We start from the raw sequence: 13486 nt of genomic DNA on the forward strand, positions 1-13486 counted from the left end.
TCTCAGCGTCGCCGGCGCCTTGCTGACATCAGCGGTGGTGGCCTCCCTCTATGTCTGGCCGTTTATTCGCGCAATGCCCCGCCATGACGCGCTTCGACTTCTCGCAGCTTTCCATGCGTTCCGCTTCCTGGGAATGAACTTTATGGTTGCCGGATTTGTGTCCGCGGAGTTGAGCGCGGATTTCGCCAGCGAAGTCGGCTGGGGCGATCTCATCGCCGCCACTCTCGCGCTTGCTTCGATGGCGGCGTTGTCCTGGCGATGGCCGATCGCCATTCCGATGGTCTGGATCTTCAACGCCTGGGGCACGCTCGATCTTCTGAACGCGTACTATATGGGTGCGACGAAGATCCAGAGTCCCGGCCTGTTCGGCGCAGGCATCTATATCCCGGCGCTTTACGTGCCGTTGCTGCTGGTCAGCCACGTGCTTGTCTTCATGCTCCTGCTCAGGCCGGCGTCGCAAGAACAGGCGTCGTGATACGCCGCACCAACGGGCACGCGAATAGCGTCCTCTCAAAAGGGCAGTGCCGTAGGGTGGGCAAAGCGACTCGTCCGCCGTAGCTCGAAGAGTGAAGGCGGAAGCGTTCCCACGGCCTCTCCCGATCATAAAGAGATCCTGGGCACGGCGTTATGCGCCTTTGTCCACCCTGCAGCACCTCCCGTGCGTTCAAAACGGCAGCGCCACGCTCGTCTTGATCTCCTTCAGCACCACGTTGCTGCGGACGTAGCGGATGCCGGGGATGCGGAACATGAACTCGTCGAGGAAGCGGTTATAGGCCGCCATGTCCTGCACGACGACGCGCAGATGGTAATCCGCGTCGCCGGTCGTCGCAAAACACTCCAGCACCTCGCGACGCGTGGTGACGCGGGAGACGAACTCGTCGACGAATTTGGCGTCGTGCCGCTCCAGCGAGACGTGGAGGATGGCGGACATCGCGAACCCCGCCTGCTCGCGCGCGACCAGCGCCGCATAACCGCGAATGACGCCGCTGTCCTCGAGCGCGCGCACCCGGCGCCAGCAGGCCGAGGTCGACATACCGACCTCGTCGGCGAGCTGCTGGTTGGTGGCGCGGCCGTCCTTCTGGAGGTGGGCGAGAATCCGCGTGTCCTGGTCTTCAATCATCGAGAACCCTCAAATCGATTAATTCTACCAAATTCTAGGCAATCACGCAAAATTATACCGAATTCGCACCACCAACGGGAAAAATAGGTAGGACCTACCAGCCCGCCGGGCCTACCCTTTGCCTATTCGGCAGAATGCCGCGCGAGGTCCGCCATGGACGCCATTCCGTCACTCGACGTCTACGAACTCTCCGACCGCTACGACCGCGAGGACGGCCGCGTCTTCCTCACGGGCACGCAGGCCATCGTCCGCATTGCGCTCGACCAGGTCAGGCGCGATCGCGCCGCGGGGCTCAACACCGCCGGATTCATCTCCGGCTATCGCGGCTCCCCGCTCGGCGGCATCGATCTCGAACTTTGGCGCATCGCGCAGCGATTGAAGCAGGACCGCATCGAATTCCTCCCCGCCGTGAATGAGGACCTCGCGGCGACCGCTGTGCTCGGCTCGCAGCAGGTCGAGACCCAAACCGACCGCGAGGTCGATGGCGTGTTCGGGCTCTGGTACGGCAAGGGTCCCGGCGTCGATCGCTCCGGCGATGCGCTCAAGCACGGCAATGCCTACGGCTCGTCCCCGCATGGCGGCGTGCTGGTGGTCGCCGGCGACGACCATGGCTGCGTGTCATCCTCGATGCCGCACCAGTCCGACGTCGCCTTCATGAGCTGGTTCATGCCGACGCTGCATCCCGCAAGCGTCAGCGAATATCTCGAGTTCGGCGAATATGGCTACGCGCTGAGCCGCTTCTCCGGCATGTGGGTCGGCTTCAAGGCGATCTCGGAGATCGTCGAGTCGGGCGCATCCGTCGCGCTGCGCCGACCACGCCTGTTCCGCACGCCCGACTTCACCCCGCCGCCGGGCGGACTGCACTATCGCTGGCCCGATCTGCCGGGCCCGCAGATCGAGGAGCGGCTGGAGGCCAAGAAGCACGCGGTCTACGCCTTCGCCAAAGCCAATCCGATCGATCGCCACATCTACGACATTCCCAACGCCACCTACGGCATCGTCACCACGGGCAAGGCGCATCTCGATCTGATGGAAGCACTGCGACTGATGGGCCTCGACGAGGCCGCTTGCCGCAGCATCGGCATCGACATCTACAAGGTCGGCATGGTCTGGCCGCTGGCGCTGCATGACGCCATGGATTTCGTGAAGGGCAAGCGCGAGATCCTCGTGGTCGAGGAGAAGCGCGGCATCATCGAGAGCCAGTTCAAGGAATATTTCTACGACTATCCCGGCACGAAACCCGAGCGGATGGTCGGCAAGCACGACGAAACCGGCGCGCGGCTGATCTCCTGGATCGGCGAATTGTCGCCGCGCGCGCTGGCCTCCGTGCTCGCCCGCCGGCTCGATCCGATGTTTCCGGGCCTCAATCTTGCCGCGCGGGCGGCGGCGCTGTCGCCGGAGGCCGAGCGAACCATCAACGTCGCAGGCGCGACGCGTACGCCGTATTTCTGCTCCGGCTGCCCGCACAACACGTCAACCAAAGTGCCCGAAGGATCGAAGGCATTGGCGGGCATCGGCTGCCATTTCATGGCGAGCTGGATGGACCGTGAGACCTCCTCGCTGATCCAGATGGGCGGCGAAGGCGTGAACTGGGCGGCGTCGTCGCGATTTACCGGCCACAAGCACATCTTCCAGAATCTCGGCGAAGGCACCTACTACCATTCCGGTTCGATGGCGATCCGGCAGGCGATCGCCGCCAAGGCCAACATCACCTACAAGATCCTGTTCAACGATGCCGTCGCCATGACCGGCGGCCAGCCGGTCGATGGTCCCGTCAGCGTGCATGCCATCGCGCACAGCGTCCGCGCCGAAGGCGTGGACCGGATCGCGCTGGTATCGGACGATCCCGCGCAATTTTCGCCCGCCGGCCTGCCGGTCGGCGTCACCATCCATCCGCGCGAGGAGATGGACGCTGTGCAGCGCGAACTGCGCGACGTCGCTGGCGTCTCCGTCCTGATCTATCAGCAGACCTGCGCCACCGAGAAGCGGCGCCGGCGCAAGCGCGGACAGATGGCCGATCCCAAACGCTTTGCCTACATCAACGATCTCGTCTGCGAGGGCTGCGGCGACTGCTCGGTCGAATCCAACTGCCTCAGCGTCGAGCCGAAAGAGACGCCGTTCGGCCGCAAGCGGCAGATCAACCTGTCGGCGTGCAACAAGGATTTCTCCTGTCTCAACGGCTTTTGCCCGAGCTTTGTCACCGTCGAGGGCGCGACGCGCCGGAAGAAGAGCGCGAGCCAGATCGACGCGATCGGTCGCGCCGCCACGCTCCCCCTCCCCGCGCCCGCCACGCTGGATCGCCCTTACGATCTGCTCGTGACCGGCGTCGGCGGCACCGGCGTGATCACGGTCGGCGCGCTGATCGCGATGGCCGCGCATCTGGAACGAAGCGGCGTCTCGGTGCTGGATTTTACCGGCTTTGCGCAGAAGTTTGGCCCGGTGCTGAGCTACATCCGCCTCGCCTCGAGTCCCGATGTGCTGCACCAGGTCCGCATCGACCAGGGCGCGGCCGATGCGCTGATCGGTTGCGACCTCGTCGTCAGCTCCTCGCCAAAGGCATCCGGCACCTATCGTCGCGGCACACGCGCTGCAATCAACACCGCGGAGATGCCGACCGGCGACGTCGTGCGCTTCCGCGACGCCGATCTCGCCTCGCCTGCCCGCCTGCGCGCGATCGGCCGCGTCATCGGCAGCGACAATCTCGATAGCATCGACGCCAATGCACTGGCCGAACGGCTGCTCGGCGATGCCGTCTATGCCAACATCATCATGCTCGGCTTTGCCTGGCAGCGCGGACTGGTGCCGGTTTCGCTGTCGGCGCTGTTGCGCGCGATCGAGCTCAATGGCGTCGCGGTCGATCGCAACAAGCAGGCTTTTGCCTGGGGTCGGATCGCCGCTGCCGATCCGGAGTTTTTGCCCAAGGCGAACGAGCGGCCCGAGGCCGAGACGCTCGACCAGCTCATCGCCCGGCGCGCCGATTTCCTCACGGCCTATCAGGATGGGGCTTATGCGGCGCGCTATCGGGCAGGCGTCGAAAAAGTCCGCGCTGCCGAAGCCGCGCTCAACAGCGAGGCCCTGACCGAGGCCGTCGCCCGCGCCCTCTTCAAGCTGATGGCCTACAAGGATGAGTATGAGGTGGCGCGCCTGCACATGCAGACCGGCTTTCTCGACGAGCTGAAGCGCGAATTCGAGGATGGCTTCAGCGTCCGGTATCATCTCGCCCCTCCGTTCCTGCCATCCAGGCACGACGCTCGCGGCCGCCCGCGCAAGCGCGCGTTCGGTCAGTGGATCCAGACGCCGCTCGCCATGCTGGCGCGGCTGAAGGGATTGCGCGGGACGCCGTTCGATCCATTCGGCTACACGGCCGACCGGCGGGCCGAGCGGGAGCTGATCGTCTGGTACGAAGGCTTGATCGAACGGATGCTCGACGGCCTCGACGCAGCGCATCTCCCCGATCTCGTCACTGTCGCAAAGGCGCCGATGGACATCCGCGGCTACGGCCCGGTGAAGGATGCCGCCATCGCGAAGGTGCGATCCGAGACTGAAACGCTGCTCACGGATTTGGCAATGCCGGCGGCACCAAAGATGCGCGCCTCCGGTTGACGTGGCTCCGGCGAGGCTTCAGCCTCCGAACCCGAGGGGCGCCCTGTTGGCGCTTCCTGCAATCAGGTGACGCATCATGGATTTCGACCAGTTGACCCTGAGCCAGGCCGCAGCAGACCTCCGCGCCGGAAAAGTCACGAGCACCGCGCTCACGGCCGAAGCTCTCGCCCGCGCCAAAGCCAACGCCGATCTCAATGCTTTCGTCACCCTCGACGAGGCCGGCGCCTTGAAGGCTGCAGCCGCGTTCGACGCGGCGGGTAGCCAGGACAAGCCGCTCGGCGGCGTTCCTATCGTGATCAAGGACAATATCGAGGTCGCGGGGCTGCCCTGTAGCGCCGGCACGCCCGCTTTGAAGGACTACGTTCCGAAGGCCGATGCGCCCGTGGTTGCGAAGCTGCGGGCCGCCGGCGCAGTCATCATCGGCAAGACCAACATGCACGAACTCGCCTTCGGCATCTCCGGCTACAATACCGCGTTCAAGACCGGCACGGCGTTCGGCGTGCGCAACGCCTATGATCGCTCGCTGATCGCCGGCGGTTCGTCGTCCGGAACGGGCGCCGCGATCGGCGCGCGGATCGTCGCGGGCGGGCTCGGCACCGACACCGGCGGATCGGTCCGGGTGCCGGCTGCGCTGAACGGATGCGCCTCGCTTCGCCCGACCGCCGGCCGCTATCCGCGACAAGGCATCGCACCGATTTCGCATACCCGCGACACCGCGGGTCCGATGGCCGCGACCATGGCTGATGTCGCCCTGCTCGATCGCGTCATCGCAGGCGGAGCCACCGTTGCGCCGGCCGATCTGAAACAGGTGCGCATCGGCGTGACCAAGGCGATGCTGACCAATCTCGATGCCGATACCGACGCCGCATTCCAGGCGGCCATCGCGAAAGTGAAGGCGCATGGCGTCACGGTCGTCGAGATCGAGATGCCGCAACTCGCCGAGCTCAACGGCCAGGTCAGCTTTCCCGTCGCGCTGTACGAGGCCTATGATGACCTCGTCGCGTATCTCGAACGCACCGGCACCGGCCTCAGCATCGACGCGGTGGCGAAGGACATCGCCAGCACAGACGTGAAGGGCACCTATGACGGCCTCGTGATCCCGCGCAAGCTACCCGCCCCCGATGGCTCGCTGGTTGACGCCAAACCGATCTACGACGCCGCGATCAAGACCGCGCGCCCGGCGCTTCAGGCGCTCTACAGCAAGGCCTTTGCCGACAACAGGCTCGATGCCATCGCCTTCCCGACCACGCCGCGCGTTGCGATTCCCTCCAATCCGGAGTCCAGCACGCTGGAGAATTTCGGCCTGTTCATCCAGAACACCGATCCCGGCAGCAATGCCGGCATTCCCGGCATCCAGATTCCGATTGCGCTGGGCGAGACCAGCAAATTGCCGATCGGGCTTGAATTGGACGGCCCCGCGGGAAGCGACGAACGGCTGCTTGGGATCGGCGTCGCGCTTGATGCCGTGTTCGGACGGCTGCCCGCGCCGCGTTGATGCACCTGGAGGGTGGGCAAAGCGAAAGCGTGCCCACGACCTCTCCGTCATTGCGAGGAGCACTTGCGACGAAGCATCCAGTATCTCTCTGCGGAGGGATTCTGGTTTGCTTCGCTACGCTCGCAATGACGGAGAGGCCGTGGGCACGGCGCGTTGCGCCTTTGCCCGCCCTGCGGCACCGTCAACTTGGCTTCACGAATACGGATTGATCAGCTTCTGCTGCTCGGCGCTATGATGCACGAGCATGTCGATGAAAGTCCGGACCTTCGCCGACAGATGATGGCGATGCGGATAGACCGCATTCATCGACATCTCGACCGGCCGATATTCCGGCAACAGGCGCACCAGCCGGCCGGCGTCGAGATCGTCGCCGACCAGGAATCCGGCCGCGAGGCTGACGCCTGCCCCCTGCAACGCCGCTTCACGCAGGGCTTCGCCGCTGTTGGTGATCAGATTGCCTGATACGCGCACCGAGGCCGGCGTGCCCTTGCGATCGAAGAAGCGCCATTCATCGAAGGGGTAATTGATGTGGCGCACGCAATTATGTTCGGCAAGTTCCTCGAGCGTCTGCACGCGTCCATGCGCCTCGATATAGGAATGCGAGCAGCACAGCACGTGCCGCCAGGTCGCAAGGCTCCGCACGATCAGGCTGGAGTCGGGCGGCGCGATCATGCGCAATGCGAGATCAAAGCCTTCCTCGACCAGGTCGACATTGGTCTCGCCCATGCGCAGGTCGACCTTGACCTCCGGATAAGTCGCGAGGAACTCGACCATCACGGGCGCGACGAACGGCACCATGTGGGTGGCGGTGTGGATGCGCAGCGTGCCGCGCGGAGCCGATTGCAGCGCGCCGGCGATGTCGTCGGCCTGTTCGAGATCGGCGAGGATCTGGGTCGAGCGGTCGTAATAGGCCTTGCCGATTTCGGTGAGGCTCACTTTACGCGTGGTGCGGTTGAGCAGCCGCACGCCGAGCCGGTCTTCCAGCGCCTGGACGTGATTGCTCACCATGGTGGTCGACATGTTGAGGCGGCGGGCGGCGGCGGAAAAACCGCCGTTTTCGACCACGCGGACGAAGGCGGTCAGGCTGGTGAAGCGGTCCATGCGTTGAGGCTCCGATTATCCGCCATGGCTGGATAATGCTTCCATCAATTCCGGGATTATCACAACGGCCGGGACAACGCATCTTGCAGCCATCAAGAGCGCACTGGTCTGAAACAGGCGCATGGAAATTCCGAGGGTGCCATGTCGAACGCCACTTATACCACTGAAACAACTGACAAAATCAGCCTCAAGCCATCCCGCAAGGCGATCAAGCGGGCAGCCCTCGCGCTGGCACTGGTGCTCGGCGTCGCCGCGGCCGGTGACTTTGGCTACGACTACCTGACGACCGGCCGCTACCTGGAAACGACCGACGACGCCTATGTGAAGGCCGATTCCACGATCATCGCTCCCAAAGTGTCGGGCTACATCGCCCAGGTGCTGGTCGGCGACAACGAGAAGGTCAAAGCCGGCCAGCTCCTGGCCAAGATCGACGACCGCGACTTCAAGGCGGCACTGGGCCAGGCTCGCGCGGATGTGGCCGCGGCCGAAGCCTCGGTTCGCAACCTCGATGCCCAGCTCGAACTGCAACAGCCGATCATCGAGCAGAGCACCGCCGACGTCACGGCTGCCGACGCCAATCTGAAATTCGCGCAGGAAGAGCGCGCCCGCTACGACGACCTCATGAAGTCGGGCTCGGGCACGATCCAGCGCGCGCAGCAGACCGATGCGGCGCTCCGCGCCAGCAACGCGCAATTGCAGCACGCCAGGTCGGGCCTGGTCGCCGCGCAGCGCAAGGTCGACGTTCTGACCACCCAGCGTGCCCAGGCCACGGCGCAGCTCGATCACGCCCGCGCAGTCGCGGATCAGGCTGAGCTGAACCTGTCCTACACCGAGATCACCGCGCCGGTTGAGGGCACGGTCGGCGCCCGCTCATTGCGCGTCGGCCAGTACGTGCAGGCCGGCACGCAGTTGATGGCGGTGGTGCCCCTCGACGCGGTCTATGTGGTCGCGAATTTCAAGGAGACCCAGCTCACGCATGTGCGCGCCGGCCAGCCGGTCGAGCTGATCGTCGACAGTTTTCGGAATCGCACGCTGCACGGTCATGTCGACAGCCTTTCGCCGGCGAGCGGGCTTGAATTCGCGCTGCTGCCTCCCGACAACGCAACAGGCAACTTCACCAAGATCGTGCAGCGCGTCCCGGTGAAGATCGTGCTCGACGATCACAGCCTCACCGGCCTGCTGCGGCCCGGTATGTCGGCGGTGCCGACCGTCGACACCAAGGCAACCGTGGTGGCCGAGCGCGAGACGACCAAGCGCATCGCCGACAACGCGCCGCGCGGCACCGGCGGCTGACGCTCAGGGGGATCCCGGCAAGGATTATCAAGTCCCGCCGGATGATCCTTCCCGGACTTCCACGATTATCGAAACCATCCGCCTAATGCATCCTGTCTCTGTAACCGAGACGAGGCTTCCATGAGCACGCTTCAATCGACCCTCGACACCGCTTCCGCCGCCAATCTCCCCGCCCCCGCCGCGGCTCCCGCAACGCCGGCCGTCTCCGCCAAAACCTGGATCGCCGTGATCGGCGCCACGCTCGGCGCCTTCATGGCGGTGCTGAACATCCAGATCGTCAACGCCTCGCTCGCCGACATCCAGGGCGCGATCGGCGCCGGCATCGATGACGGCGGCTGGATCTCGACCTCCTACCTGATCGCCGAGATCGTGGTGATCCCGCTCTCCGGCTGGCTCGCGCAAGTGTTCTCGATCCGGATCTATCTGCTCACCAACGCGATCCTGTTCCTTCTTCTCTCCGCGGCCTGCGCGCTGGCGCAGGACCTCCCGCAGATGATCGTGTTGCGCGCCGTGCAGGGTTTTACCGGCGGCGTGCTGATCCCGATGGCCTTCACGCTCATCATCACGCTGCTGCCGCGTGGAAAACAGCCGGTCGGCCTTGCGCTGTTCGCGCTGTCGGCGACGTTTGCGCCTGCGATCGGCCCGACCATCGGCGGCTATCTGACCGAGAATCTCGGCTGGCAGTACATCTTCTACGTCAACCTCGTGCCCGGCGCGATCATGGTCGGCATGCTCTGGTATGCGCTCGACGCCAAGCCGATGCAGCTGTCGCTGCTGCGCGATGGTGACTGGGCCGGCATCATCACCATGGCGATCGGCCTTTCCGCGCTGCAGACCGTGCTGGAGGAAGGCAACAAGGACGATTGGTTCGGCTCGCCCTTCATCGTCAAGCTCAGCGTCATTGCGGCGGTCGCGCTCGCAGCCTTCCTGATCATCGAGCTGACGGTGAAGAAGCCGCTGTTGAACCTGCGCCTGCTGGTCCGCCGCAATTTCGGCTTCGGCATGCTCGCCAACTTCCTGCTCGGCGTCGCGCTCTACGGCTCGGTGTTCATCCTGCCGCAATATCTGGCGCGCATCCAGGGCTACAATGCCGAGCAGATCGGCATGGTGCTGGCGTGGACTGGCCTGCCGCAGCTCGTGCTGATCCCGCTGGTGCCGCGCCTGATGCAGAAGTTCGACGCGCGGATCATCATCGGCATCGGCTTCGTCCTGTTCGCAGGCTCCAATTTCATGAACATCTACATGACCAACGACTACGGTTCCGACCAGCTGTTGTGGCCCAACATCGTCCGTGCCATCGGCCAGGCGCTGGTTCTGGCGCCGCTGTCTGCGGTGGCAACCGCCGGCATCGAGCCGGAGAATGCCGGCTCGGCCTCCGGCCTGTTCAACATGATGCGCAACCTCGGCGGCGCCGTCGGCATCGCGCTGCTGCAGACCGTGCTGACCAAGCGCGAGCAGTATCACTCCAACGTGCTGATGCAGTCGGTCTCGGTGTTCGAACAGGCCACCCGCACGCGGCTGGAGCAGCTCACGCAGTACTTCATCAATCACGGTGTGCCCGACCGTGCGGACGCGTCGCATCGCGCCTATGTCGCGATCGGCCATATCGTGCAGAAGCAGGCTTACATCTTCGCCTTCAGCGACACCTTCTATCTGCTCGGCATGGCGCTGATCGTGGCCCTGATCGCCGTCCTCTTCCTGAAGAAGCCCGGCCATGTCTCGGCCGGCGGGGCCCACTGACCTCAACCCAAGAGACCAACTCAAGCAAGGAGAACGACCATGAAACCCCGCATGAATTTCTACCAGGCCGCCCCCGAGACGATGAAGGCGCTGATGGCGCTGGAAGAGCAGATCCAGTCCACCGGACTCGAGAAATCGCTGATCGAGCTCGTCAAGATCCGGGCCTCGCAGATCAACGGCTGCGCCTTCTGCATCAACATGCACACCGAGGATGCGCGCAAACGCGGCGAGACCGAGCAGCGTATCTATCTGCTCAACGCCTGGCGTGAATCCCCGCTCTATACCGACCGCGAGAGCGCCGCGCTGGCCTGGACCGAGTCGGTGACGCTGATCGCGGAAACGCACGCGCCGGACGACGTTTACGAAGAGGTCCGCGGACGATTCTCCGATGCGGAGACGGTGAACCTGACCATGCTGATCGGCGCCATCAACGCCTGGAACAGGCTGGCGATCGCATTCCGCGCGGTTCATCCGGTGAAGGTGAAGGCGTCGGTGGCGTAGGTGCTATCACGCGAACTGTCATGCCCCGGCTTGACCGGGGCATCCAGTACGCCGCAGCCCATCGATTCAATCACAACCGTCTCTGGAATACTGGATCGCCCGGTCGAGCCGGGCGATGACAGCGCAGTGTATGGCGGATGGCTCCGAGCCTAAACCGCCGTCGCCTTTGCGAACTCCACATAGATCTCACGCAGCCGCGTTGCGAGTGGACCGGGCTTGCCGTCGCCGACCTTCTTGCCGTCGATCGCCACCACCGGCTGGACGAACAGCGAGGCCGATGTCGCAAAGGCCTCCTTGGCGGCGAGCGCCTCTTCCACCGTGAAGGACCGCTCCTCGACGCGGAGCTGGCGCTCTTCGGCGAGCGCGACCACGGCCTTGCGGGTGCAGCCCGGCAGGATCGCGTTTGAATTCTTGCGGGTGACGATGACGTCGTCCTTGGTGAGAATGAATGCCGACGACGAGCCACCTTCGGTGACGTAGCCGTCCTGCAGCATCCAGGCCTCGCCGGCGCCGGCTTCCGCAGCCGCCTGCTTTGCCAGCACCTGCGCCAGCAGCGCGACGCTCTTGATATCACGCCGCTCCCAGCGGATGTCGGGCACTGTGATTACGTTGATGCCGGTCTTGGCAGCCTCTGCATTGATGATGTCCTTTTCGGAGGTGAACATCACCAGGCTCGACTTGATCTCGCCCTTGGGGAACGCGAAGTCGCGGCCCTTGTCGGCACCGCGTGTGACCTGGAGATAAACCAGGCCGTTCACCACCTTGTTGCGGGCGATGAGCTCCTTCTGGATCTCGGTGATGCGCTCGACCGTCTCCGGAAGCTTCAGCTTGATCTCGCCGACCGAGCGCTCCAGCCGCGCCAGATGCGAGGCATTGTCGACCAGCTTGCCGTCGAGCACAGCCGAGACCTCGTAGATGCCGTCGGCGAAGAGGAAGCCGCGGTCGAGCACCGAGACCTTCGCGTCCGAGAGCGGGACGAATGAGCCATTGACGTAGGCGGTCGAATCCAAGGCTGGTCTCCAGAAAAAGGGGGATTTATCGACCGGTATAGGGGATTTGAAGCGCGCGATAAACCCTCGATCCGTCATTCCGGGGCATTCGCAAAGCGAATGAGCCCGGAATCCATAACCTCAGCTGGTGGTTATGGATTCCGGGCTCGCGCGACGCGCGCCCCGGAATGACGGAGGAAGTGGCTAGTGCGACAAGATCTTCGACAAGAACTTCTGCGCGCGGTCGCTGCGGGGCTTGCCGAAGAAATCGTCCTTCGGCGCGTCCTCGACGATCTCGCCGCGGTCCATGAAGATCACCCGGTTGGCGACCTTGCGGGCAAAGCCCATTTCGTGGGTCACGACCATCATGGTCATGCCGTCATGGGCGAGGTCGACCATGACGTCGAGCACCTCGCTCACCATTTCGGGGTCGAGCGCCGAGGTCGGCTCGTCGAACAGCATCACGATCGGATCCATGGCGAGCGCGCGCGCGATCGCGACACGCTGCTGCTGGCCACCGGAAAGCTGTGCCGGAAACTTCTGGGCCTGTTCCTTCAGGCCGACGCGCTCGAGCAGTTGCATGCCCTTCGCCACGGCCTTGTCGGACGACCGGCCCAGCACCTTCTGCTGAGCGAGGCAGAGATTGTCGATGATCTTCAGATGCGGGAACAGCTCAAAATGCTGGAACACCATGCCGACGCGTGAGCGCAGCTTCGGCAGGTCGGTCTTGGGATCGTTGACCTTGGTGCCGTCGACCGAGATGTCGCCGCTCTGGAACGGCTCCAGCGCGTTGACGCATTTGATCAGGGTCGACTTGCCCGAGCCCGAAGGGCCGCAGACCACGACGACCTCGCCCTTGGTGACGCTGGTGGTGCAGTCGGTCAGCACCTGGAAGGTCGGGCTGTACCATTTGTTGACGTGGCTGATTTCGATCATGACCGACTTGCTCTAGCGGATGATGGCGATGCGCGTCTGGAGGCGGCGGACGCCGAAGGACGCGATACAGGAAATGGTGAAATAGACGATTGCGGCGAACAGATACATCTCGACCAGACGGCCGTCGCGCTGCGCGACCTTGCTGGCGGCCCCGAGGAAGTCCGTAATCGACAGCACGTAGACCAGCGAGGTGTCCTGGAACAACACGATGGTCTGCGTGATCAGCACCGGCAGCATGTTGCGGAACGCCTGCGGCAGCACGACGTAGCGCATGGTCTGCGCATAGGTCAGGCCGAGCGCGCTGGCCGCGGCCGGCTGCCCCCGCGAGATCGACTGGATGCCGGCGCGCATGATCTCGGAGAAGTAGGCCGCCTCGAACATGATGAAGGTGATGAGCGAGGAGGCGAACGCGCCGACGCTGATCGGCCGCGAGGCACCGGTCACCCATTGTCCGATATAGGGCACCAGGAAGTAGAACCAGAAGATCACGAGCACCAGCGGCAGCGAGCGCATGAAGTCGACATAGAGGCCGGCGATGCGGCCGAGCGTCTTGTAGCCGGACAGCCGCATCAGGGCGATGGCGGTGCCGAACACGAGGCCGCCGAGCGCCGCGAGCCCTGTCAGCATCAGCGTGAACGTCATGCCCTCATAGAACAGATAGGGCAGCGCGCGGATGATGACGCCAAAATCAAAATTGCTGAACATGGT

The 13486-nt window shown here is 64.3% G+C and carries 11 protein-coding genes; 6 read left to right on the top strand and 5 right to left on the bottom strand.

The features are described from left to right. The first annotated feature begins 37 nt into the window (after positions 1-37). The gene (locus NLM32_RS42000; RefSeq protein ID WP_254134509.1) at positions 38-475 is read left to right on the top strand and encodes a hypothetical protein; all 438 of its coding nucleotides are present in this window, start codon (positions 38-40) and stop codon (positions 473-475) included. A gap of 189 nt (positions 476-664) precedes the next feature. On the opposite strand, the gene NLM32_RS42005 is transcribed toward NLM32_RS42000, so the two are convergent. Beyond that, entirely contained in the window at positions 665-1120 is a 456-nt protein-coding gene (locus NLM32_RS42005; protein WP_254134510.1) for an Lrp/AsnC family transcriptional regulator, read from the bottom strand. Positions 1121-1273: 153 nt separating this feature from the next. Here NLM32_RS42005 and NLM32_RS42010 point away from each other — a divergent pair, with 153 nt between their 5' ends. Next, positions 1274-4723 (top strand): indolepyruvate ferredoxin oxidoreductase family protein, encoded by a 3450-nt coding sequence (locus tag NLM32_RS42010; RefSeq protein ID WP_254134511.1) that lies wholly within the window; start codon positions 1274-1276, stop codon positions 4721-4723. A 76-nt stretch (positions 4724-4799) separates the two neighbouring features. Next, positions 4800-6218: an indoleacetamide hydrolase gene (iaaH, locus tag NLM32_RS42015; RefSeq protein WP_254134512.1), complete on the top strand. Its 1419-nt coding sequence runs from the start codon at positions 4800-4802 to the stop codon at positions 6216-6218. Between the two features lie 192 nt (positions 6219-6410). Here the strand turns inward: iaaH and NLM32_RS42020 are convergent, their stop codons facing one another. Continuing rightward, entirely contained in the window at positions 6411-7319 is a 909-nt protein-coding gene (locus tag NLM32_RS42020; protein ID WP_254134513.1) for a LysR family transcriptional regulator, read from the bottom strand. A gap of 141 nt (positions 7320-7460) precedes the next feature. Between NLM32_RS42020 and NLM32_RS42025 the strand changes: the two genes are divergently transcribed. From NLM32_RS42025 to NLM32_RS42035, 3 genes are all read left to right on the top strand, one after another. Beyond that, a complete protein-coding gene (locus NLM32_RS42025; protein ID WP_254134514.1) occupies positions 7461-8612 on the top strand; it encodes an HlyD family secretion protein in 1152 nt (383 codons plus the stop codon). Positions 8613-8732: 120 nt separating this feature from the next. Further along, positions 8733-10352, top strand: coding sequence for an MDR family MFS transporter (locus tag NLM32_RS42030; RefSeq protein ID WP_254134515.1), 1620 nt, complete (start codon positions 8733-8735; stop codon positions 10350-10352). A gap of 39 nt (positions 10353-10391) precedes the next feature. Beyond that, a complete protein-coding gene (locus NLM32_RS42035; protein ID WP_254134516.1) occupies positions 10392-10853 on the top strand; it encodes a carboxymuconolactone decarboxylase family protein in 462 nt (153 codons plus the stop codon). A gap of 149 nt (positions 10854-11002) precedes the next feature. Here the strand turns inward: NLM32_RS42035 and NLM32_RS42040 are convergent, their stop codons facing one another. From NLM32_RS42040 to NLM32_RS42050, 3 genes are all read right to left on the bottom strand, one after another. Next, a complete protein-coding gene (locus NLM32_RS42040) occupies positions 11003-11863 on the bottom strand; it encodes a D-amino-acid transaminase (RefSeq protein WP_254134517.1) in 861 nt (286 codons plus the stop codon). Between the two features lie 183 nt (positions 11864-12046). After that, positions 12047-12778, bottom strand: coding sequence for an amino acid ABC transporter ATP-binding protein (locus NLM32_RS42045; protein ID WP_254134518.1), 732 nt, complete (start codon positions 12776-12778; stop codon positions 12047-12049). A 12-nt stretch (positions 12779-12790) separates the two neighbouring features. Beyond that, positions 12791-13483 carry an amino acid ABC transporter permease gene (locus tag NLM32_RS42050; protein WP_254134519.1) on the bottom strand — a complete coding sequence of 231 codons (693 nt, stop codon included), beginning with the start codon at positions 13481-13483 and terminating at the stop codon, positions 12791-12793. Between the last annotated feature and the right edge of the window lie 3 nt (positions 13484-13486).

This window comes from Bradyrhizobium sp. CCGUVB14 (assembly GCF_024199935.1).
Lineage (GTDB): Bacteria > Pseudomonadota > Alphaproteobacteria > Rhizobiales > Xanthobacteraceae > Bradyrhizobium.